Genomic DNA, 21084 nt, shown 5'->3' with positions numbered 1-21084 from the left:
GGTCAGTCCTGGGCCCGGCCCGTCGTCACACGGGCGATCATGAGCGCGACCAGGATGATGCCGCCGTAGATGGCCTGGATCCAGAACGACGGGACCTGGGCGAGGGTGAGCAGGTTCTGGACGACGCCCAGGAGGAGGACGCCGGTCAGGGCGCCGAACATGGTGCCCCGGCCGCCGTCGAGGCTGATGCCGCCGATGACGGCCGCCGCGAACACCGTGAAGATCATGTTGTTGCCCTGGTTGGCGCTGATGGCGCCGACGTACCCGGTCTGGATGATGCCGCCGGCGGCGGCGAGGGTGCCCGCGACGACGAACACGCCGAGCATGACCCGCTCCACCCGGATTCCGGCCGCCCGGGCGGCCTCGGCGTTGCCTCCGATGGCGTACAGGGCGCGTCCGACCCGGTGGTACTTGAGCATGAAGCCGGTGACGGCGAACGCGGCGGCCGCGAGCCACACCGACATCGGCACGGTCAGAAAGGTGGTCGTGGCCAGCGAGTAGAAGCTGTCGGGCATCCCGAACAGCGTCTTGCCCTTGGTGGCGCCGACGAGCAGTCCGCGCAGCACGATCAGCATCGCGAGCGTCACGATGAACGCGTTGAGCCGGAACTTCACCACGAGGACGCCGTTGAAGGCGCCGACCGCCGCGCCGACCACGAGGACCGCCAACAGGGCCAGGGCGGGAGGGAGTTCGACGCCCCAACCGGACTGGGCGGCGGGCAGCACGAGCAGCGCTCCCACGGCGGGCGCGATCCCGACGACCGACTCCAGGGACAGATCGAACTTGCCGGTGATGAGGACCAGCGACTCGGCGAGTACCACCATGGCCAGCGCGGCGGAGGCGCCGAGGATGGAGATCAGATTGCGTTCGGTGAGGAACGAGTCGTTGACCACCGCGCCGAGGACCAGCAGCAGCACCAGGGCGGGGACCAGGGCGAGTTCACGGGCGCGGCGGAGCAGGACCGTCCGGGCGGAGCGGGCGTCCGGCAGCTTGGCGGGCAGGGCCGGCGCGGCCTTGGTGTCAGCCATGGTGGTCCATTCCTTCGATGGAGGCGATCAGCTCGTGGTCGCGCCAGCCCGCCGGGTGTTCGGCGACGACACGGCCGTGGAACAGGACGAGGACGCGGTCGCAGCGGCGCAGGTCGTCGAGTTCGTCGGAGACGACGAGCACGGCGACGCCGTCCCGGCGGGCGCTGTCGACCCGGGCCAGCAGGGACTCCTTGGACTTCACGTCGACGCCCGCGGTGGGGTTGATCAGGACGAGCAGCCGGGGGTCGGAGGCGAGGGCGCGGGCCATGACGACCTTCTGCGCGTTGCCGCCGGACAGGTCCGACACGGGCTGGTCGGGGCCCTCGGTGTGGATGCCGAGGCGTTCGATCAACGCCGTGGCGACGCCACGTCTGCGGTCGGTGCCGACGAACCCGGAACGGCCGAGCCGGTCCAGGACGCTCAGGGTGGCGTTGTCGCCGACGCTCATACCGGAGACCAGCCCCTGGTCGTGCCGGTCGCGCGGCACACAGGCGACGCCGGCGTCGAGGGCGGCCCGCACATCGCCGAACGGAAGCCGCTCAGCGTCGAGTTGGGCGGTGCCGCCGGTCGGCGTGTGCAGCCCCGCGAAGGACTCCGCGAGTTCGACCTTGCCGCTGCCGCTGATCCCGGCGAGTCCGACGACCTCGCCGCGGCGGACGGTCAGGTCGACGTCCGTGTACGCGGGTGAGGTGAGCCCGCGCGCTTCGAGCAGGACGGGGGCGTCCCGGTCGAACTCGCCGACCGTGACAGCCTGTTCGGACAGGGACTCCAGGGACTCCCCCGCCATCGCCTCCACCAGGGCCCGGCGCGGCAGTTCGGCGACCGGGGCGGTGGTGATCCAGCGGGCGTCGCGCAGGACCGTGACGGTCTGGCAGACCTCGTACACCTCCTGGAGGTGGTGCGAGATGAACAGGAAGGTGACACCGGAGTCCTGCAGGGCCCGCATCCTGGTGAACAGCCGCTCGATCTCCCGCTTGTCGAGCTGTGCGGTGGGCTCGTCGAGGATGATGAAGCGGGCGCCGAAGCTGAGCGCCCGGGCGATCTCCACCATCTGGCGGTCCTCGACCGCGAGGTCGGCGGTGCGGGCGTCGGGGTCGACGCGCACGTCCCAGGTGGCGAGGAGGTCGGCGGCCTCGGCGCGCAGCCGGCGCCAGCTGATGAAGCCGCGCCGCAGGGGCTGCCGGTCGATGAACAGGTTCTCGGCGACGGTGAGTTCGGGGACGACGGTGGGCTTCTGGTAGACGCAGGCCACCTTCCGGCGCCAGGCGTCGCGGTCGGCGAGCGGCGGTGCGGGCTCGCCGTCGAAGCGGACCTCGCCGCCGTCGGCGGCCTGGAGTCCGGTCAGGATGCCGACCAGGGTCGACTTCCCGGCGCCGTTGCGGCCGACGAGGGCGTGGGACTCGCCGGGCAGGACGGTGATCCTGCCGTCGGCGAGGGCGGTGGTGGGGCCGTAGCGCTTGACGATGCCCCGCGCGTCGACGAGTGGTGTCGTCATCCGACCGTGTTTCCCCAGAGCTTGGGGTCGTCGACGTTGTCCTTGGTCACCAGCGGCGCGGGCAGCTGGTCCTCCAGGATGCCGCTGGGCAGCTTGACGATGGTGGAGTCGTGGTCGGTGGGGCCCGGCTCGAAGCTCTTCCCTTCCATCGCGGCCCGGATGTAGTACATGCCGTACTTGGCGTACAGGTCGGCGGGCTGGGAGACGGTCGCGTCGATCTCGCCCTTGCGGATGGCGTCGTACTCCTGCGGGATGCCGTCGTTGGAGACGATCGCGATGTGCCCGTCCCGCCCGGCCTTCTTCAGCATCCCCTTGGACTTGAGGGTCTGCAGGGTGGGGGCGAGGTAGACGCCTCCGGCCTGGAGGTAGATGCCCTTGATGTCGGGGTTGGCGTTCAGGAGGGTGTCCAGCTTGGAGGCCGCGGTGTCGGACTCCCACTTGGCCGGGATCTCCAGCACCTCGAGCTTCGGGAAGTTCTTCTTCACGCAGGCCCGGAACGCCTCGGAGCGGTCGCGGCCGTTGACCGAGGCGAGGTCGCCCATGATCTGCACGACCTTGCCGCTGGTCACGTTCTTGCCCAGGTAGTCGCAGGCCTTCTCGCCGTACGCCACGTTGTCGGCGCGCACCACCATGGCGACCTTGCCCTGCTCGGGGGCCACGTCCACGGCGACGACCGGGACGCCCTTGCGTTCGGCCTGGTCGAGTCCGGCCTCGATGGCGGCGCTGTCCAGCGGGGCGACGACGAGCCCCTTGACCCCTTGGTTCAGCTGGTTGTTGATGTCGGTGATCTGCTGGGAGGGGTCACTGTTGGAGTTGACCGTCTTCAGCGCGTCCACGCCCTCGGACTCGGCCATCTTCGGCACATAGTCGTTGTACGACTGCCAGAACGGCGAGGTGAGCAGGGGCAGGATCACCCCGACCCGGCCGCTCCCGCCGCCGTCGGCGCCCGCCGCGCCGGTGTCCTTCGTACTGCCGCAGGCGGCGAGGAGGAGCGTGGCGCCCGCTACGGCACCCACCGCCCTCGCCGTGCGTGACCTGTTCTGCTTCCGCGCTGGTGTGCCGGGCATCTGGCGGCTCCTCGTCGAGCGTGTTCGAGCACATGGGTCGAGCAGATGTCCGCATATTTATCAGACCACTTCGGCCGCACAACACCCTGCGAACGCGAGTTTCGCATGATCCGCACGGTAGTGGTCGGACCACCTCGATGATTACACTGCCGGACAAGCAGGTGCCCGCAGGTGCCTGGCGGCGACGGGAGGAACGGCGTGGACGACGAGACGGCGCCGCAGAAGGGCACCGTGACCCAGCGGGCCATCGAAGAGATCAAGGCGATGATCGGTGAGGGCCGGCTGGAGCCCGGCCAGCGGCTGCCGACCGAACGCGACCTGGCCGCGAGCCTCGGCATCTCCCGCAGTTCGATGCGCGAGGCGATCCGCGCGCTGACGGTGATGGGGGTGCTGGAGGCCCGGCACGGCTCCGGCATCTACGTCACCCAGCTGGAGGCCGGCGACCTGCTGGAGACGTTCGGGGTGGTCGCCGACCTCTCCCGCGGCCCGCGTCTGGTGGAGCTGCTGGAGGTGCGGCGGGTCCTGGAGTCGACGGCGACGGCCCTGGCGGCGGCGCGCATCACCCCGGACCAACTAGCCGCGGTCGAGAAGCACTTGACCGCGATGAACGCCACCGACGACCCGGAGGAGATCCTCGCCCACGACCTCGCCTTCCACCGCGAGATCGCGGCCGCCGCCGGCAACGACACCATGGCCGCCATCCTGGAAGGGCTGTCGTCCCGCACCTTCCGCGCCCGGGTCTGGCGCGGCTACCAGGAGGAGGGCGCGTTCGAGCGGACCCGGCGCGAACACGCCGCGATCCACCGGGCGCTGGTCGCCCACGACCCGGAGGCGGCCCGCGCCGCCGCGGCGGCGCACGTGGGCGAGGTCGAGCAGTGGCTGCGCTCCCAACTCGGGCCGCCGCAGCGGCCGTAGGGCCTTCCGACGCGCACTGGACACCGGCGGCCGCCTCACCACCCTCGGTAGGCAGGAGTACGACTCGTCCGCGGAACGGTCCCGTCGGTGACCTGGCGCGTGGCATCGAGCTGACCGGCCCGGAGCTCGCCGAGCGCCTCTCCGTCTCCGGCACCCCCGTCGAGTGCCGGGACAAGATCCGGCGGGAGATCGCGCCGAGCGGCGTCAACCACATGATCCGCGCCATCACCGACCGCACCCTCGTCAAGGCCTTCACGGGCCGTGATCTGGACGGCGTGGCCGACGTGGACGCAGCTGCGGCTCATCCACGACGCGATCATGCCCGCCTTCGGCTGACACCTCCCGCCGGAACCGGTGTCACGCCCGCCGCAGCCGCAGCGTCACCAGCTCGAAGGGCCGCAGCCGCAGCGCCACCCGACGGCCCTCGTACGACGGTGACTCGGGCAGCGGGCGTTCCAGCAGGTCCGTCGCCGTCACGCCGGCCACCTCGAAGCCGGCCGTCAGCGTGGCCCGGACCCGGCCGCCGTGCGCCTCGTGGAGCCGGACCACCACGTCCCCGCTGCCGTCGTCGGCCAGCTTGACGGCCGTGAGCACCACGGCGTCCCGGTCGACGGTCACCAGCGGTGCCACCTCCCCGGCTCCGGCGAGGCGCCGCTCGGGCAGGTTGATCCGCCAGCCCTCCCGTACGGCCTCCCCGATCCCGGCCCCCGGGACCAGCGCGTGCCGGAAGCGGTGCACGCCCTGGTCGGTCTCCGGGTCGGGGAAGCGCGGGGCGCGCAGCAGCGAGACCCGGACGGTCGTGGTCGTCCCCAGGTCGCCGTCGGTGCGGACCGTCCGGGTGACGTCGTGGCCGTACGTCGAGTCGTTGACGACGGCCACGCCCCAGCCGGGCTCCTCGACGTGCACGAACCGGTGGTTGCACGCCTCGAACTTGGCGGCCTCCCAGCTGGTGTTGGTGTGGGTGGGCCGGTGGAAGTGCCCGAACTGCGTCTCGGACGCGTAGCGTTCGGCGTGCACGTCGAGCGGGAACGCCAGCTTCAGGAACTTCTCCGTCTCGTGCCAGTCGACCTCGGTGTCGAACAGCACCCGCCGCTCCCCCGGCGCCAGGGTCAGCCGCTGGGTGACGCGGGAGTCGCCGAAGGACCGCACGATCCGCACCCCGCCGTCGACGGCGGTGATCTCGTCCACGTCGGTGAGGTCGGTGACGGTGTGCCGGTAGAACGCGTCGACGTCCCAGGCGTCCCACATGTTGGGGAAGTCGGGGTGGAGCTGGAGGAGTCCGGCGGCCCCGCCCGGCGCGACCGTCTCGCGGTCGGCCTCGACGTCGTACGCGGAGACGACGAGTCCGCGTGGGTCGATCTCCACGCGCAGCAGGCCGTTGTCGAGGACGAACCCGCCGTCAGGGCGCGGAGTGACGGCCGTGCGGCCCTCGGTCGCCGGGGTCCGCGCGCCGCCCGCCGGCACCCCGGCGCGGTCGTGCGGCGCGGCGTTGAAGACGAGGTCGGCCGTGCCCTCTCCGGCGAGCGCGCGCTGGGCGCCGTCGATGATCGCCTCCAGCTCACCGGCGATCCGGGCGTAGGTGGCGCGGGCCTCGCGGTGCACCCAGGCGATGGAGGAGCCGGGCAGGATGTCGTGGAACTGGTGCAGCAGCACCGTCTTCCAGATCCGGTCCAGCTCCTCGTAGGGGTAGGGGAAGCCGGTGCGCACCGCGGCCGTCGCGGCCCACAGCTCCGCCTCGCGCAGCAGGTGCTCGCTGCGCCGGTTGCCCTGCTTCGTCTGCGCCTGGCTGGTGAGGGTGGCCCGGTGCAGCTCCAGGTACAGCTCGCCGACCCAGACCGGGGCGTCCGGGTACTCGGCCTCGGCCTTGCGGAAGAACGCGTCCGGGGTCTCCCAGACGACGGTCGCCGAGCCCTCCAGGTCGCGCAGCCGGGCCGCCTTGGCGATCATCTCGCGGGTCGTGCCGCCGCCTCCGTCGCCCCAGCCGGTCGGGGCCAGCGAGTGCCGGGCGCGGCCCTTGTCCTTGAAGTTGCGGGCCGCGTGGGCGATCTCGCTGCCCTTCATGGAGCAGTTGTAGGTGTCGACGGGCGGGAAGTGCGTGAAGATCCGGGTGCCGTCGATGCCCTCCCACCAGAACGTGTGATGCGGGAACTTGTTGGTCTGACTCCAGGAGATCTTCTGCGTCAGCAGCCACTTGGAGCCCGCCGCCTTGATGATCTGGGGCAGTCCGGCGGCGAAGCCGAAGGTGTCGGGCAGCCACGCCTCGTCGTTCTCGATGCCGAACTCGTCGAGGAAGAACCGCTTCCCGTGCACGAACTGCCGGGCCATCGCCTCGGACCCGGGCATGTTGGTGTCGGACTCCACCCACATCCCGCCCGCCGGTACGAACCGTCCGTCGGCGACGGCCTTCTTCACCCGCGCCCACACCTCGGGCCGGTGCTCCTTCACCCACGCCCACTGCTGCGCCTGGGACATGGCGAAGACGAAGTCGGGTTCGTCCTCGACGAGCGCGGTCATGTTGGAGGTCGTCCGGGCCACCTTGCGCACGGTCTCGCGCAGCGGCCACAGCCACGCCGAGTCGATGTGCGCGTGCCCGACGGCGCTGACGCGGTGGGCGGAGGGCACGGCGGGCGCGGCGAGGACGTCGGTGAGGCGGGCGCGGGCGGCGGCCGCGGTGCCGTTGACGTTCTGGAGGTCCACGGCGTCCAGGGCCCGCTCCACCGCCCGCAGGAGGTCCCAGCGCCGGGCCGAGTCGACCGGCAGCTCGGCCATCAGCTCGCCGAGCACCTCCAGGTCGACGACCAGCTGCCAGACCTCCTCGTCGAGGACGGCGAGGTCCATCCGGGTCAGGGTGTACTGCGGTTCGCCGCCCGCGGTCTCCTTGTCGCCCAACTGGGTGGGCAGGAAGGGGTGGTAGTCGAGGATGACGGGGTTGGAGGCGGCCTCGATGTGCAGGCGGACCTCCTCGCCGCCTTCGGCGGGCGCGGCGACGCGCACCCACTGGTTGCGGGGGTTGAGGCCCTTCACCGGGGTGCCGTCGGGCCGGTACACCAGGCCCTCGCACTGGAAGCCGGGCATGTTCTCGTCGAAGCCGAGGTCCAGCAGAGCCTCGACGGTCCGTCCCGCCCATGCCTCGGGGACGGTGCCGGTGACCCGGAACCAGCTGGTGCCCCAGGGGGCGCCCCAGCGGGAGCCGACCTCGATCGGCTCGGGCGTTGCGGCGAGCCCCTCGGCGACGGGCACCGGCTCGTCCGGCGCGTGCCACACGGCCACGTCCAGCGGCAAGGACTCCGGGTACACGGCGGGGCGGATGCGCTCGTCGAGGACGCGCTTCAGGCGGGCTTCGACCAGGGTGCGGTCGTCATGCATGGGGGATGCTCCATCGGTAGGTCGTCCGGGCGGGTGTCACCAGCGGTGGGTCACGGTCACGGGGGCCGACGTGGTGTACAGCTCCCCTACGGCGCGCAGTTCGAACCGTGCCGCCGTCTCGCCCGGTTCGGGCCGCAGCCCTCCCGCGAAGAAGGCGCGCTGGCAGGTGCCGCCGAGGAAGCGCCGGGTGCCGTCGGGCAGCACGCGGTGCAGGGTGTGGTGGCGCATCTCGCCGGGCCCGGTGTTCCAGGCGAAGCGCAGATCGCCGCCGGACGCCGCGGTGACGCGGAAGCCGGAGGGGGCGGCGGGCGTCGGTGCCGTGTCGTGCACGGCGATGCCGCCGAGCCGCCAGCGCACGGGACCGCCACCGGCCGGGGTGAGCCGCACCCCGAGGGCGTGCAGGGTGCCCTTGAGCCCGGTGAGCCGTACGGTCGTGGTCGTCCAGCCGCCGGCGGTGGGCACGGAGTGGTAGGTGTACGGCGGTGGCGCCCCCGGGGTGGCGGGGTCGGCCGTGGCGACGGCGAGTTCCACGTCGACGCTCCCGGCGTCGGTGCGGTGGGTCAGCTCGACGACCGTGTCCCGGGCCAGCGGCAGCCGGGTCGCGTACAGGTCGAGGACGGCGGGCCGGTCGAGGTCGCCTGCGACGAGCACGCTGGAGCCGCCGTGCCAGGCGTCCTCGAAGTCGAAGGCCACGGTGGGCCGTTGCCCGTCGGTGCGGACGACCCAGCGGCGGGAGGGCAGCCGGTCCTGGAGGCCCAGATGGTTCCAGGGCGCCTCCGAGGTGACCGTTCCCTTGTCGTACCAGCGCAGTCCGTGCCCGGTGTTGAAGACGCTGGCGAACGGCAGCCGGGTCACCGTGGACCGGTCGGCGACGGAGACGGCCGGGGCCCGCCAGCCGTCGGTGGCGTCGGGGCGGGACGGGTCGAGGGAACGCCCGGTCCAGAAGCGGTCGTCGGCGGCGTGGAAGTCGCCGGGCGTCCTGCGGTCGGCGGGCAGGTGGTTGCGGGTCCACTCGGGCCGGTAGAAGCCGAGCGACACGACGTGGGAGCGGTCGCGGGGCACGATGGCGTCCCAGTCGACGGACGTGTTCCAGCCGTTGGACTCGACGTCGACGCCCGCCCACAACTCATGCCGGTCGCGCCCCAGTTGTTCCGCCCGCCGCCCGGACGCGTCGAGCTTGGCGGCGGTCCAGCGGAAGTCGACGAACATGTCGTCGGCGGCCCGGAAGAACGGCTCGTTCTGGGCGTTGAGCGCGCCCTGCCAGCTCACCGAGCCGTTCACGGTCATCGAGTCGTACCAGGTGACCCGCTGTCCCTCGGCGTGGGCCCGGGTCCGCAGCTCCCGCAGGAAGCCGAGCATGTCCGCGCCCAGCGCCGGGTCGCCGCCGCCGGTCTCGGCGTTGACGAACCAGCCGTCGAAGCCGTACGCCTTCGCGACCTCGACGAGCTTCGCGGCCAGGGGGTACCGCCCGGCCGCGTCCTTCTGCACCAGGTCGCGGGTCCACCGCAACTGGCCGCCGTAGGCGACGGGCGGCAGGAAGACGTTGCCGAGGACGGGCACGCCGTGCCGGTGGGCGGCGTCCACGATCGGGGCGTTCGGCGCGAGGATCAGGCCCTCGCCGGAGGAGCCGCCCCAGAACACCAGTTCGTCGATGTACGCCCAGTGCGTGAGGGCGTAGTAGTCCGCGGTGGGCGAACCCTGGGACGGGTTGCTCGCGGTGGGTCCGAAGGACACCAGGGACTGGATGCGGGCCTGGTCGGCGCGGGCGGTCGGGTTGGCCGGGGCCGGGGTGAACCGAGGGGCGAGCGGGACGGTGGAGGCGTTGAAGGCGAGGTCGGCGTCGTCGGCCGGGCGCCAGGACTTCAGGCTGCGCCAGGTGATCCCGGGGCCGGGTGTCCCGGCGGGCAGGGAGTCCGGGTACCAGTAGGACGCGTACGGCGGGCCCGCGGGGGCCTTCCCGGCGGCCTGGGCGGGGAGCGACGGCAGGAGTGCGGCCGCGGCGCCGGCGATGAGGACGGTGCGTCTGGTGGGGTTCACGAGCGGGTGCCTCCTTGGGGGGTGGGGAGTACCTGATCGGGGGCGACGACCTCGGTGATGCCGCGTGCGCCGAGATGGGCGGGGTCGTCCGCGCGGGTGTCGAGGACGGTGGTGGGGCGGGCGCCGTCGGCGGTGAGCTGGAAGAAGGCGTCGAAGACGGGGCCGCCCGGGGCGCAGAGCGAGCGGCGGGCCGGATCGGCGGGGACGATCAGGGCCGTCGTACGGGGCTCGGGTGTGCGGGGCGTCGCGCGGGCCGCGCGCTCCAGCACCCGGGCGGTGTCCTTCGGCGCGCGGTCGTTGGTCAGCAGACCGAGGCCGTACTCGAGGTCGGGGAAGTCGGCGAGATCGCGGGACACGTCGTGGGAGCACCACCAGGTGACGCCCCACAGGCCGGGGCAGTCCAGGGCGTTGGCGACGGTTGCCTCGGTGAACGCGGCGGCGTGCTCGGGCGGCACGAGGGGCGCGGGCGCGCCGACCTCCTGGAGCCACACGGGGCGGTGCGGGTCGTCGGCCCACGCCTTGCTGAGCTCGATCAGATAGGCGGCGTGGTGCTCGGACGGCACGGAGGCGCGGCCGTGCCGCTGGGCGGTGCCGTTGAACACCCAGGAGTGCACGGCGGTGACGGCGCCGTGCCGGGCGGCCTGGCCGGGGGTGAACGGCTGGTCGTCCTGGTACCAGGTGGCGTCGTACTCGGCGTGCAGGTGCAGCCGGCCGGGGGCGCCCTCCTCGCAGGCGGCGAGCATCCGGGTGAGCCAGCGGTCGATGTCGTCCTCGGTGGCCCGGTCGGGGTCGGGGTGAGGGCCCGCGGAGAACTGGTTGACCTCGTTGCCGAGGGTCATGCCGAGGAAGTTCGGCCGGTCGGCGAGGGCGGCGGCGAGGGCGCGCAGGTAGGCGGCCTGGCCGTCGAGGACGTCGGGGTCGGTGAAGAGGTTGCGGCGGTGCCAGGTGCGGGTCCAGGCGGGCAGGAAGTCGAAGCTGCTGAGGTGGCCCTGCAGACCGTCGACGTTGACGTCGAGGCCGCGTTCGGCGGCGGCGTCGACCAGCTGGACCAGATGCTCGACGGCGCGCCCGCGGATCAGGGTGCGGTTGGGCTGGAAGTAGGGCCACAGCGGGAAGACGCGGATGTGGTCCAGGCCGAGCGCGGCGATGGAGTCGAGGTCGGCGCGCACGGAGTCCGGGTCGAAGTCCAGCCAGTGGTGGAACCACCCTTCGCTCGGGGTGTAGTTGACGCCGAAGCGGACGGCAGAAGGCATGCGTGTCCTTGTGACGGAGGTGCGAGGGCGGTCGTGGTCAGCCCTTGACGGCGCCCTCGCCGACCCCGCGGAAGAAGTACCGCTGGAGGCAGGCGAACAGGGCGATCAGCGGGGCGACGGCGATGATCGTGCCGGCGGCGACGAGGCGTTCGTCGTTGGCGAAGGTGCCGTGCAGATAGTTGAGGCCGATGGTCAGGGTGAACTTGGACGGGTCGCTGAGCACGATGAGCGGCCACAGGAAGTCGTCCCATGCGCCCATGAAGGCGAAGATCGCGACGACCGCGAGGGTGCCCTTGACGGACGGCACGGCGACACGCAGGAAGCGCTGCCAGACGTTGGCGCCGTCGACGAAGGCCGCCTCCTCGATCTCGTACGGCAGGTTGAGGAAGGCGTTGCGCATCAGCAGCACGTTGAGGGCGCTGACGCAGCCGGGCAGGACGACCCCGATGAGGGTGTTGTTCAGGCCGAGGTCCCGCATGGTGGTGAACTGGGCGATGATGATGCCCTCCACCGGCACCAGCATCGCGAGGATGAACGCGAGCGTCGCGGCCGTACGGCCCCGGTAGCGCAGCCGGGCCAGCGCGTAGCCGGCGAGGGCCGCGCCGACGCAGTTGGTGACGACGTTGGCGGCGGCGACCTTCAGCGAGTTGAGGGCGTAGTCCCAGACGGGGATGGTGTCGGCGACCCGTTCGTAGTTGTGCAGGGTGGGGTCGGCGGGCAGGAACCGGGGCGGGGAACTGAAGATGTCCTCGGTGGGGCCCTTGAGGGACGTCGACAGCTGCCACAGGAACGGTCCGACGGTGAGCGCGAGCACCCCCAGCAGCAGCAGATAGCGCAGGGCGAGTTCCCAGACGCGGACGCGCCGGCCGTGCTCGTCGGTGATCCGGGGTTCGCGCGGGGCGGCCGGCCGTACGGGGGCGGGGGGCGCCTTGTCGACGACGGTCATGACGCGTCCTTCCGGTCGGCGCGCAGCACGAGCAGCATCAGGGCGACGGTGACGACGAAGACGACGACGGAGATCGCCGAGGCGTAGCCGACCCGGCCGGTCAGACCGGTGCCGGTGCGCTGCACGAGCATCACGAGGGTGGTGTCCTCGCCCGCGGGGCCGCCGCTCGGCCCGGCCATCAGATACACCTCGGAGAACACCTTGAACGCGGCGACCGAGGACAGCGCGCCGACCAGCACCATGGTGGAGCGGACGGCGGGCACGGTGACGGTGACGAAGCGCCGGACGGCACCGGCCCCGTCGACGGCGGCGGCCTCGTGCAGCTCGCGCGGCACGTTGGCGAGCGCGGCCAGGTAGATGATCATGTAGTAGCCGAGGCCCTTCCAGACCGTGACGGCCATGGCGGACAGCAGGAGCAGCCACTGGTCGCTGAGGAAGCCGACCCGGCCCACGCCGACGGCCTCCAGCAGGGAGTTCACCAGGCCGCGTTCGTCGAGCAGCCACACCCAGATCAGTCCCACGACGACGATCGAGGCGACGACCGGGGTGTAGAAGGCGGACCGGAAGAAGGTGATGCCGGGAATGTTCTTCTGTACGAGCAGCGCGAGCAGCAGGGGCAGGACGACGAGGGCGGGGACGACGCCGAGGACGTACAGCGTGCTGTTGCGCAGCCCGATCCAGAACATGTCGTCGTGGAGCAGTTCGCGGAAGTTGGCGAGCCCGACGAACTCCCCCGGGATGAGCGTGCGCCGGTCGGTGAAGGCGTTGACCAGGGTGGAGACGAACGGGTACAGGATGAACGCGCCGATGATCAGCAGGCCCGGGGCGGCGAACAGCCAGGGGCTGGACGGCAGTTGGCGCCGCACCCGGGAGACGGTCGGACCGGTCATGGTCGGCTAGCCCTGCTGCTGGAGGAGCCGGTCGCAGGCCGCGACAGCGTTGTCGAGTGCCTCCTCGGGGCTCTCCTTGCCCTGGAGCGCCTTGGCGACCTCGTTGCGCAGCGCGGTCTTCATCTGCTCGCTGAACAGCACGGGCGTGTAGTTGACCGCGTTCTTCAGGGACTTGGCGGCGGCGACCCGCACCCGGGTCTCGTCGGTGCCGTCCTCCTTGGTGAAGTACGGGTCGTCGAGGGAGCCCGCGGTGCTGGGGAAGATGGCGACCTTCTTGGCGAACGACATCTGGTGCTCGGCGTCGGTGACGTAGTGCGCGAAGGCGACCGCGGCCGGGGTGCGCTTGGTCTGCGCGTTGACCATCACGCCCATCACGTACATGTTGACGTGCCCGGTGCTGGTGATCTGGTCGGTGATGCCGATGTTCTTGTACAGGTTCGGCGCCTGCTTCTTGAAGTTGCCGAGGTCGAGCGCGCTGCCCGGGTTCATGGCGACGGCGCCGGTGAGGAACTTCTTGCCGGACGACTCGGGGGTCGCGGTCAGCGCCTGCGGGTCGAGCGCCTTGGCGTCGTACAGCTCCTTGTACCTGGTGAGGAGCTGTACGCCCTTGGTGTCGTTGAACGCGAAGGCGGTGCCCTCCTTGTTCATCAGCGGGACGCCGTAGCGGCCGAAGTCCTCGATGGTGGGGACGTTGGCGAGGGTGGCGACCTTGCCGTCCGTCTTCTGCGCCATGGTGAGGGCGGCGTCGAAGACCTCGTCGTACGTCTTCGGCGGCTGCTCGGGGTCGAGCCCGGCCTCCTTGAACAGGGTCTTGTTGTAGAACAGCGGGCCGGTGTTGAGGTACCAGGGGAAGGCGTACGTGCCCTTGAGGCCCGGCACCTGGTGGCTGGCCCACGCTCCGTCCAGGTACTCCTTCCGGTACTTCCCGGCGGCCTTGTCCAGGTCGAGGGCGAGGCCCGCCTTGGCGAGCGGGGCGACGAGGTCGGGCGAGACGTTGACGACGTCGGGGAGGGTGCCGCCCGCCGCGTCGGCGCTGATCTTGTCGGCGTAGCCCTCGGCGGGCTGGTCGATCCACTTGACCTCGGTGCCGGGGTACTTCTTCTCGAAGTCGGCGATCAGGCCCTCGAAGTAGTCCTTGAAGTTGGCGCGCAGGTTCCAGGTCTGGAAGGTGATGTTCCCTTCGACCTTGCCGGAGGCGTCGTCGCCGGCGCTGTCGCCCCCTGACGAACCGCAGGCGCTGAGGGGCAGCGCGACACAGACGGCGAATGCGGCAGCGAGGGCTCTACGGGAGAGGGGCACCGTGAACCGGCCTCCTTGATGGGCGGGTTGGTGGGACGAGGCAGACCCTGCACGCCGTCGCGCGGGAGCGTCAATGGCTCTCGCACAGCTAATTGCATTAGTGACTAATGCGCATTAGACGTTCCGAGCTGAACCGCATTAGGATCACCGCACTGAACCGCATTAGTGCCCACGGTCGCGCGAAGTGCGCACTCTGGCGATGGCAATGGATGGGGGGATCACGATGACGGCGACTCCGGGCAGACGGTCACCGGCCCGGCGGCCGACGATGAAGGACATCGCGCGGCATGCCGGGGTCTCGCAGAGCGCCGTCTCCTTCGCGCTGAACGGGCGGCCCGGGGTGGCCGACGACACCCGTGAGCGGGTGCGCCGGGTCGCCGAGGAGCTGGGCTGGCGGCCCAGCACGGCGGCGCGTGCCCTGTCCGGGGAGGGCGCGGCGACGGTCGGCTTCGTGCTGGCGCGCCCCGCCGACAAGCTGGGCGTGGACTCGTTCTTCCTGCATCTGGTCTCGGGTATCCAGGAGGTGCTGGCGGAGCGGCATCTGGGGCTGCTGTTCCAGGTGGTGGAGGACGTCGCCGACGAGTGCGCGGTGTACCGGCGCTGGTGGGCCGAGCACCGGGTCGACGGTGTCCTGGTGGTCGACCCGCGCACCGACGACCCCCGTCCCGGCCTGCTGGACGAACTCGGCCTGCCGGCCGTGGTGATCGGCGGCGCTCCGGACGACCGGCATCCCGGTCTGTCGACGGTGTGGGCGGACGACGCGGCCGCGATGGCGTCCGTGGTGGAGGGGCTGTACGCCCTCGGCCATCGGCGGATCGTGCATATCGCCGGGCTGCCGGGGCTGGCCCACACCGAGCGCCGGATCCGCACACTGCGGGCCGAGGCCGGGCGGCTGGGTCTGTCCGGGGTGCGGTCGGTGACGACGGACTACTCCGACGCCGAGGGCGCGGCCGTCACGCGCCGGGTGCTGGAGGGCCCCACTCCCCCGACGGCGCTCATCTACGACAACGACGTGATGGCCGTGGCGGGCACCGCCGCCGCGGCCGAACTCGGCTTCTCCGTCCCGGCGGACGTCTCGGTGGTGTCGTGGGAGGACTCCGCGCTGTGCCGCATGGTCAAGCCGTGGCTGTCGGCCCTGTCGCGGGACAGCGTCGCGTTCGGCCGTACGGCGGCCCGCGAACTGATCGCCCTGCTGGACGGGGGGTCGGCGCGGGCGGTGGGGGTGCCGGTGCCGCGTCTGATCCCGAGGGAGAGCACAGCGGCGGCGCGGGGCGTGTGACTCAGCGGCGCAGCCCCTGAAGCCCCTCGTACGCCGCCGTCACGATCTCCATCCCCCGGGTGTCCTCGGCGGGTTCCCGCATCTGGTGGGTCACGTAGGCCACGACCAGCCGGCTGTCGGGCTCGATCATCACCAGTGACCCGCCCCAGCCGCCCCACCCGCACGCGTTCCCGAACAGGCCGTACCCGAGTCCCCAGCGCGTCGGCATCCCCAGCACCCGGTCGTCGCCGTCGAACTGCACCTCGCGGGCGCGGTCGCAGCCGGCCCGGGACAGCACCCGTACGCCGTTCACCTCTCCCCCGCAGGCCAGGACCGACTGCACCAGCGCGACCGAGCGGGCGTTGCCGTAGCCGCTCGCGGCGGGGATCTGCGCGCGGCGCCAGGCCGTGCTGTTGCCGTCCCGGACGCGCATGCCGTTCCCCGCCTCGGAGCCCGCCGGATTGCCGGGCGCGCTCGAGGTGTAGTCCTCGTCCCGCCCCGCCGGAGGGATCGCCGGGGCGACCCGGTGGTCGTGCTCGGCGGGGAGGCCGATGTGGAAGTCGGCGCCCAGCGGCCCGGTCACCTCGGCGGCGAGGAACTCCCCCACGCTGCGGCCGGTGATCCGGCGCAGCACCTCGCCGACGAGGAAGCCCTGGGTGAGCGAGTGGTATCCGGCCGCGGTGCCCGGCTCCCACCGGGGCGGACGCGCCGCCAGCCGCGCGGTGACGGCGGGCCAGTCGTAGAGGTCCTCGACCGACCCGTCCCAGTCGGGCAGCCCGGCGGTGTGCGAGAGCAGATGCCGTACGAGCACCTTGTCCTTGCCCGCCGCCGCGAACTCCGGCCAGTACGTGGCCACCGGCGCGTCCGGGTCGAGGGCGCCCCGGTCGATCAGGACGAGGGCGCACAGGGCCGTCATCGTCTTGGTCACCGAGAAGACGTTGACGAGGGTGTCCCGTTCCCAGGGGGCGGTGCGGTCCGCGTCCGCGTATCCGCCCCAGACGTCCACCACCGGTTCGCCGTCCACGAAGACGGCGACGGAGCCGCCCGCGTCACCGGCGTCCAGCATCGCGGCGAGCGCGTTGGGGACGGCGAGGAAGAGACGGTCGTATGTGCCCTGGATGTCGGCCATGCCCTCCATCCACCCGCACGGCACGGCTCCGGTCAACCGGATTTCGGACCGGCCACCTCCTCAGGAAGCGGGCTCCAGCACCACGCAGCAGCGGCCCGGGGCCGGCGCCAGGCACGCCTCGTAGCCGGTGTCGCCGGAGGTGGCGAGCGCCCCGCGCAGCAGATGCAGGTTCATGCCGCACACCGTCTCGACGTGCTTGCGCGCCAGGAGGTGGAAGGGGCAGTTCCCGAGGACGACGGTGTCGCCCTCGCGGCGCGGCTCGAAGCCGTGGCGCTCCAGCAGGTCGACGACACCCGCCGCGGCCTCGGCGCCCAGCCGTTCGCCCAGCTCGGCGGCCTTGCGGAACAGGACCGCGCGGACCGGCTCGCCGGTGCTGTCGGACTCCTCCACCGCGTCGGCCAGCAGTTGTCCGGCCAGCTCGTACTGCCGGGCCGGCACGCTCACGCCGACCTCGCGCTCCGAGCGGCGGTACAGCTTGGCGGGCCGCCCGGCGCCCGGTCCGGTCCGCCCGCTGCGCCGCTCGTAGACGACGTCCAGCAGCCCTTCGGCGGCCAGGCGGTCCAGATGGAACGCGGCGGTCTGCCGGGCGAGCCCCAGCGCCTCGGCGGCCTCGTCCCGGCCGACGGGTCCGGTACCGCGGGCCACGAGTTCGTACAGCCGTCGCCGTGTCGGCTCGTCCAGCGCAGCCACCGCGGAGAGGTCGTCGTGGGGTGCTTCCTTCGAGTGATCCACGAACACCAGTGTAAAACCAATCCCCGTTGACTAAAGAGACAGGGTGCGCTTCTATCGACAAGAGACATTGTTCATAGAAGGAGGGCGTCATGTCGTCCGCACCCGCACCCACCCCTGCCCCCGCTCCCGCCGCGCCCGGCACCGCGCGGCAGGCCCTCACCTCCGACCCCGGCTACCAGGCCTTCTGGATCCTGCGCGTCGGATTCACGGTCGCCCCCGTGCTGTTCGGGCTCGACAAGTTCGCCAACCTGCTCGTCGACTGGCCGGGCTATCTCGCCCCGTGGATCGACGACGTCGTGCCCGGCAGCGCACAGGGCGCCATGTACGCCGTCGGCGTGATCGAGATCGTCGCCGGGCTGGCCGTCGCGGTGGCCCCCCGCTTCGGCGCCTGGCTGGTGGCCGGCTGGCTCGCGGGGATCATCGTCAACCTGCTGACCATTCCCGACTACTACGACATCGCGCTGCGCGACTTCGGCCTGCTGCTCGGCGCGGTCGCCCTGGCCCGCCTCGCCCAGCGCTACCACGGCACCGGGCGGCGCTGACACGCCGAAGGGCGGTCACCTGGGCCGGAGTCCTGGTGACCGCCCTGAACGCCGTGACCTTCAGACGGTGCCCGAATCGCCGTTCGCCGAGGTGGGCCTGGGCAGGACCGCCAGGGCGGTGTCCGCGACACGGCTCAGCGTCCGCGGGTCCAGGCCCGCCTTGCCCACCGCCTCCAGACCGCGGACCACGGTCAGCAGAAGCGCCGCCAACTCGTCCGGTTCCGCCGCACCGTCGATGTCGCCGTGCCGCTGGGCGGCGGCGATCTCCGTGCGCAGCAGCGCCTGCAGCGCCGTCATCGTCTCGGCCGACCGCGCGGCCACCACCGGGTCCTGTCCGGCCAGTTCGGCGACGCTCTTGGCCAGCAGGCACCCGCGCCGCTCGGCGTCGGACGCGGCGTTCTCCGCCATCAGCCGCACATACGCCGACAGCCGGCCCATGGCCTCCGCGTCGGGGCCGCCCGCCAGCACCCCCTCGGCCACCTCGACGACCGCGGCGCACCAGTCCCCGAACACCCGGTGGAACAGCTTGCCCTTGTCGCCGAACGCGCCGTACAGGCTGCCCTTGCCGAGGCCGGTGACCCGGGCGATGTCGTCCATCCGGGTCCCCGCGAAGCCGGTCGCCCAGAACTGCTCCCGGGCCCGCTCCAGGACCTGGCGTTCATCGAAAGCGCGTGGTCTGGCCATGACCCCAGCCTAGCCATTCTTGACCCGATCGTCCATTACCCCCTACGTTGTGGACGATCCATTCCACAACTCATTCCGCAACTGAAGGGGTTCGCCATGCCTGGCGTGCTGCAGGAGAAGGTGGCCGTGATCACCGGGGGGACGAGCGGGATCGGGCTGGCCATCGCCCACCGTTTCGTACGGGAGGGCGCCCGGGTCTTCGTGACCGGCAGGGACGCCGACCGCCTGGAGGCGGCGGTGAAGGAGCTGGGCCCGGCGGCCGTCGGCGTACGGTCCGACGTCTCGGTCCTGGCCGACCTGGACGCGCTCTACGCACGGGTGCGCGAGGACGCCGGACGCGTCGACGTACTGGTGGCCAACGCCGGGATCGTCGCGGACGCCACGCTGGGGAACCACACCGAGGCGAACGTCGACCTGACGCTCGCCGTCAACGTCAAGGGACCGCTGTTCACCGTGCAGAAGGCGCTCCCGCTGCTGGCGGAGAACGCCTCCGTCCTGGTCGTCGGTTCGAGCAACAGCGTGCGGCCGAACGAGCAGCTGGAGGTCTACAGCGCCTCGAAGGCGGCGCTGAGCAACCTCGTGCACAACTGGTCGCGGCAGTCCCGGGCCCGCCGGTTCCGGGTCAATCTGCTGAGCCCGGGACCGACGCGGACCCCCGGTCTGCTCGGCGCCGCGGGCGGGGACGCCGACGGGTTCGCGGAGGCCTTCGTGCCGCTGGGGCGGCTGGCCGACGCCGACGAGATCGCCGAGGCCGCCCTCTTCCTGGCCTCGGACGCCTCGTCGTTCGTCACCGGCGCCGAACTCTTCGCGGACGGCGGCTACACGCGGGCCTGAAGCGGGCTCAGACCCGCGACCGGTACAGGCCGAACTCCGCGAGCCTCGGGGTCGCGCGGGAGGCGGTCACCCGGACCCGCCAGCGCCGTGCCCGCACCGGGGCCGGGAGCAGCAGGATGCGGGAGGCGCCGATCACCCCGGCCCGGGTCACCTGCGTCCAGGTGCCGTCGCGGTGGGCCTCGACGACGAAGCCCTCCACCTGCTGCCCGTGACGGAGGTCCTCGGCCAGCCGGATCCGGTCCACCTCGCGCTCCCGGCCGAGGTCGACGGTGAGGGTGCCCGGGCCGGTGCTCCTGCGGGCGTCACGGCCCAGGTCCGCGGGGAGTTCCCGGTCCACACGTTCGCGGAACTCCCGCAGCCGGGTCACGTCGGCGGCGGGCAGCAGGCCGTCCGTGCCGGGCGGGACGTTGAGCAGCAGCACAGAGTTCCGGCCCACGGAGCGGAAGTAGAGGTCCGTCAACTGCTCCACGCTCTTGGGCTGTTGATCGGCGTGATAGAACCAGCCGTCCCGGATCGACACATCGCACTCGGCCGGCCACCACTGAAGGTGGTCGGCCACCGGCCGGGCCTTCAGCAGAGCGGCACGACTGCCCATGTCGGGCGCGTCGTACGCGAGGGCGTAGTCGGTGCGGCCGTACTCCTTCTCCTGGACCGGTACGACGCTCCACTCGTCCTCGCGGGCCAGTCCGCCCTCGTTGCCGACCCAGCGCACGTCCGGTCCGGACACGGCGATCAGGGCGTCGGGCGCGAGGGAGCGGACGAGGGTGTACCAGCTGTCCCAGTCGTACTGCTCGACCTGGTCCGGCGGGATACGGCCCTGCGCGCCGTCGAACCACACCTCGTCGATCGGCCCGTACTCGGTCAGCACCTCGTACAGCTGGTCGAGCATATGCGCGCCGTAGTCCGTGGCGGGGAGCGTGTATGTGCGCGACGGGGTGCGGTCGTCGCCCTCGACGGGGGTGGGGATCGTCCGGGCGGTGCGGGCGCTGCCGTTGGCGTAGACGCCGTGCAGGTACTGGTTCTCGTCGGCCGGCGAGATGTAGACGCCCACCTTGATGCCGTGCGCGCGCATCGAGTCGGCGAAGGCGCGCAGTACGTCGCCCCGGCCGTCGCGCCAGCTGCTGGAGGCCACGGTGTGGCCGGTGTACCGGGAGGGGTACAGGACGAAGCCGTCGTGGTGCTTGACGGTGAGGATGGCGAGGGTGAACCCGCCGTCGCGCAGGGCGCGGGCCCACTGGTCGGTGGCGAGGCCGGTCGGCTGGAAGACGTCGGGGTCCTCGTCGCCGGTGCCCCACTCCAGCCCGGTGAAGGTGTTCACGCCGAAGTGCAGGAACGCCGTGCGCTCCCGCTTCTGCCAGGCGATCTGCGGGACGGTGGGGCGGACTTGGGACGCCTTGCGGACGAGATCCGCCTCGGTGTCGTCGGGGCTCACGGGGATGCGGTTGCGGGGGTTTCCGGGTGCCGCGAGGGCGGGTGCGGGGGCGCCGGCCGCGCCGGTCACGAACACGCGTCGGGATACGGCCATTCGGGCGCTCCTAAGGTCGGGTGCTCAGGTGCCACAGGGTGGGGGTGCGGCGGTCCGGCGAGTACTGGGCGAGCCGGCCGCCGG

Annotated in this window: 17 protein-coding genes and 1 pseudogene; 5 read left to right on the top strand and 13 right to left on the bottom strand. The window is 72.0% G+C overall.

Translation table 11 applies throughout. The annotated features are described in order from the left end of the window. Nucleotides 1–2: 2 nt before the first annotated feature. Genes KBY32_RS01985 through KBY32_RS01975 form a run of 3 tightly spaced genes read right to left on the bottom strand, consistent with a single transcriptional unit; the run spans nucleotide 3 to nucleotide 3590 of the window. Nucleotides 3–1028, bottom strand: coding sequence for an ABC transporter permease (locus KBY32_RS01985; protein WP_210978581.1), 1026 nt, complete (start codon nucleotides 1026–1028; stop codon nucleotides 3–5). Then, complete coding sequence (locus KBY32_RS01980; RefSeq protein WP_210978580.1) at nucleotides 1021–2523, bottom strand: sugar ABC transporter ATP-binding protein; 1503 nt, start codon at nucleotides 2521–2523, stop codon at nucleotides 1021–1023. The genes KBY32_RS01985 and KBY32_RS01980 overlap by 8 nt, the downstream gene beginning before the upstream one ends. Beyond that, nucleotides 2520–3590, bottom strand: a complete 1071-nt coding sequence (locus tag KBY32_RS01975; protein ID WP_210978579.1) for a sugar ABC transporter substrate-binding protein — start codon at nucleotides 3588–3590, stop codon at nucleotides 2520–2522. Before KBY32_RS01975 ends, KBY32_RS01980 begins: the two co-directional genes overlap by 4 nt. Nucleotides 3591–3788: 198 nt before the next feature. Here KBY32_RS01975 and KBY32_RS01970 point away from each other — a divergent pair, with 198 nt between their 5' ends. After that, nucleotides 3789–4505 (top strand): FadR/GntR family transcriptional regulator, encoded by a 717-nt coding sequence (locus KBY32_RS01970; RefSeq protein ID WP_210978578.1) that lies wholly within the window; start codon nucleotides 3789–3791, stop codon nucleotides 4503–4505. A gap of 86 nt (nucleotides 4506–4591) precedes the next feature. After that, nucleotides 4592–4841, top strand: a pseudogene (locus KBY32_RS35210) (5,10-methylene tetrahydromethanopterin reductase); the annotation flags it as partial. A gap of 21 nt (nucleotides 4842–4862) precedes the next feature. Here the strand turns inward: KBY32_RS35210 and KBY32_RS01965 are convergent. The 6 genes from KBY32_RS01965 to KBY32_RS01940 are packed head-to-tail and all read right to left on the bottom strand — an operon-like array spanning nucleotide 4863 to nucleotide 14296. After that, nucleotides 4863–7871: a glycoside hydrolase family 38 C-terminal domain-containing protein gene (locus tag KBY32_RS01965; RefSeq protein ID WP_210978577.1), complete on the bottom strand. Its 3009-nt coding sequence runs from the start codon at nucleotides 7869–7871 to the stop codon at nucleotides 4863–4865. Nucleotides 7872–7907: 36 nt separating this feature from the next. Continuing rightward, nucleotides 7908–9908 carry an endo-beta-N-acetylglucosaminidase gene (locus KBY32_RS01960; protein WP_210978576.1) on the bottom strand — a complete coding sequence of 667 codons (2001 nt, stop codon included), beginning with the start codon at nucleotides 9906–9908 and terminating at the stop codon, nucleotides 7908–7910. Next, entirely contained in the window at nucleotides 9905–11161 is a 1257-nt protein-coding gene (locus KBY32_RS01955) for a cellulase family glycosylhydrolase (RefSeq protein WP_210978575.1), read from the bottom strand. The genes KBY32_RS01960 and KBY32_RS01955 overlap by 4 nt, the downstream gene beginning before the upstream one ends. A gap of 37 nt (nucleotides 11162–11198) precedes the next feature. Continuing rightward, the gene (locus KBY32_RS01950) at nucleotides 11199–12107 is read right to left on the bottom strand and encodes a carbohydrate ABC transporter permease (RefSeq protein WP_210978574.1); all 909 of its coding nucleotides are present in this window, start codon (nucleotides 12105–12107) and stop codon (nucleotides 11199–11201) included. Then, nucleotides 12104–12997, bottom strand: coding sequence for a carbohydrate ABC transporter permease (locus tag KBY32_RS01945; RefSeq protein ID WP_210978573.1), 894 nt, complete (start codon nucleotides 12995–12997; stop codon nucleotides 12104–12106). Before KBY32_RS01945 ends, KBY32_RS01950 begins: the two co-directional genes overlap by 4 nt. 6 nt (nucleotides 12998–13003) lie before the next feature. Then, a complete protein-coding gene (locus KBY32_RS01940) occupies nucleotides 13004–14296 on the bottom strand; it encodes an ABC transporter substrate-binding protein (RefSeq protein WP_210978572.1) in 1293 nt (430 codons plus the stop codon). A gap of 223 nt (nucleotides 14297–14519) precedes the next feature. Here KBY32_RS01940 and KBY32_RS01935 point away from each other — a divergent pair, with 223 nt between their 5' ends. Continuing rightward, on the top strand, nucleotides 14520–15575 hold the full coding sequence (locus KBY32_RS01935; protein WP_366899089.1) for a LacI family DNA-binding transcriptional regulator: 1056 nt from the start codon (nucleotides 14520–14522) through the stop codon (nucleotides 15573–15575). 1 nt (nucleotide 15576) lies between these two features. Here the strand turns inward: KBY32_RS01935 and KBY32_RS01930 are convergent, their stop codons facing one another. Continuing rightward, nucleotides 15577–16683 carry a serine hydrolase gene (locus KBY32_RS01930; protein WP_210978571.1) on the bottom strand — a complete coding sequence of 369 codons (1107 nt, stop codon included), beginning with the start codon at nucleotides 16681–16683 and terminating at the stop codon, nucleotides 15577–15579. Between the two features lie 60 nt (nucleotides 16684–16743). Then, complete coding sequence (locus tag KBY32_RS01925) at nucleotides 16744–17421, bottom strand: metalloregulator ArsR/SmtB family transcription factor (protein WP_210978570.1); 678 nt, start codon at nucleotides 17419–17421, stop codon at nucleotides 16744–16746. Between the two features lie 83 nt (nucleotides 17422–17504). Between KBY32_RS01925 and KBY32_RS01920 the strand changes: the two genes are divergently transcribed. After that, the gene (locus KBY32_RS01920; RefSeq protein WP_210978569.1) at nucleotides 17505–17957 is read left to right on the top strand and encodes a DoxX family membrane protein; all 453 of its coding nucleotides are present in this window, start codon (nucleotides 17505–17507) and stop codon (nucleotides 17955–17957) included. Between the two features lie 60 nt (nucleotides 17958–18017). On the opposite strand, the gene KBY32_RS01915 is transcribed toward KBY32_RS01920, so the two are convergent. After that, complete coding sequence (locus tag KBY32_RS01915) at nucleotides 18018–18641, bottom strand: TetR/AcrR family transcriptional regulator (protein ID WP_210978568.1); 624 nt, start codon at nucleotides 18639–18641, stop codon at nucleotides 18018–18020. A 96-nt stretch (nucleotides 18642–18737) separates the two neighbouring features. On the opposite strand from KBY32_RS01915, the gene KBY32_RS01910 reads away from it, so the two are divergent. Then, a complete protein-coding gene (locus tag KBY32_RS01910) occupies nucleotides 18738–19475 on the top strand; it encodes an SDR family NAD(P)-dependent oxidoreductase (protein ID WP_210978567.1) in 738 nt (245 codons plus the stop codon). Between the two features lie 7 nt (nucleotides 19476–19482). Here the strand turns inward: KBY32_RS01910 and KBY32_RS01905 are convergent, their stop codons facing one another. Further along, nucleotides 19483–21000 carry an alpha-L-fucosidase gene (locus tag KBY32_RS01905; protein ID WP_210978566.1) on the bottom strand — a complete coding sequence of 506 codons (1518 nt, stop codon included), beginning with the start codon at nucleotides 20998–21000 and terminating at the stop codon, nucleotides 19483–19485. Nucleotides 21001–21084 lie beyond the last annotated feature (84 nt).

Origin of the sequence: Streptomyces sp. RK62 (assembly GCF_018070255.1) — a bacterium.
GTDB lineage: Bacteria > Actinomycetota > Actinomycetes > Streptomycetales > Streptomycetaceae > Streptomyces > Streptomyces nigra.
This window is presented reverse-complemented; position numbering and strand designations above follow the sequence as displayed.

Coding starts and splice junctions, on each gene's coding strand:
- KBY32_RS01945 (WP_210978573.1), bottom strand. CDS start 12,997: ATGACCGGTCCGACCGTCTCCCGGGTGCGGCGCCAACTGCCGTCCAGC.
- KBY32_RS01930 (WP_210978571.1), bottom strand. CDS start 16,683: ATGGCCGACATCCAGGGCACATACGACCGTCTCTTCCTCGCCGTCCCC.
- KBY32_RS01905 (WP_210978566.1), bottom strand. CDS start 21,000: ATGGCCGTATCCCGACGCGTGTTCGTGACCGGCGCGGCCGGCGCCCCC.
- KBY32_RS01955 (WP_210978575.1), bottom strand. CDS start 11,161: ATGCCTTCTGCCGTCCGCTTCGGCGTCAACTACACCCCGAGCGAAGGG.
- KBY32_RS01915 (WP_210978568.1), bottom strand. CDS start 18,641: ATGGCCAGACCACGCGCTTTCGATGAACGCCAGGTCCTGGAGCGGGCC.
- KBY32_RS01975 (WP_210978579.1), bottom strand. CDS start 3,590: ATGCCCGGCACACCAGCGCGGAAGCAGAACAGGTCACGCACGGCGAGG.
- KBY32_RS01920 (WP_210978569.1), top strand. CDS start 17,505: ATGTCGTCCGCACCCGCACCCACCCCTGCCCCCGCTCCCGCCGCGCCC.
- KBY32_RS01965 (WP_210978577.1), bottom strand. CDS start 7,871: ATGCATGACGACCGCACCCTGGTCGAAGCCCGCCTGAAGCGCGTCCTC.
- KBY32_RS01950 (WP_210978574.1), bottom strand. CDS start 12,107: ATGACCGTCGTCGACAAGGCGCCCCCCGCCCCCGTACGGCCGGCCGCC.
- KBY32_RS01985 (WP_210978581.1), bottom strand. CDS start 1,028: ATGGCTGACACCAAGGCCGCGCCGGCCCTGCCCGCCAAGCTGCCGGAC.
- KBY32_RS01935 (WP_366899089.1), top strand. CDS start 14,520: ATGACGGCGACTCCGGGCAGACGGTCACCGGCCCGGCGGCCGACGATG.
- KBY32_RS01980 (WP_210978580.1), bottom strand. CDS start 2,523: ATGACGACACCACTCGTCGACGCGCGGGGCATCGTCAAGCGCTACGGC.
- KBY32_RS01910 (WP_210978567.1), top strand. CDS start 18,738: ATGCCTGGCGTGCTGCAGGAGAAGGTGGCCGTGATCACCGGGGGGACG.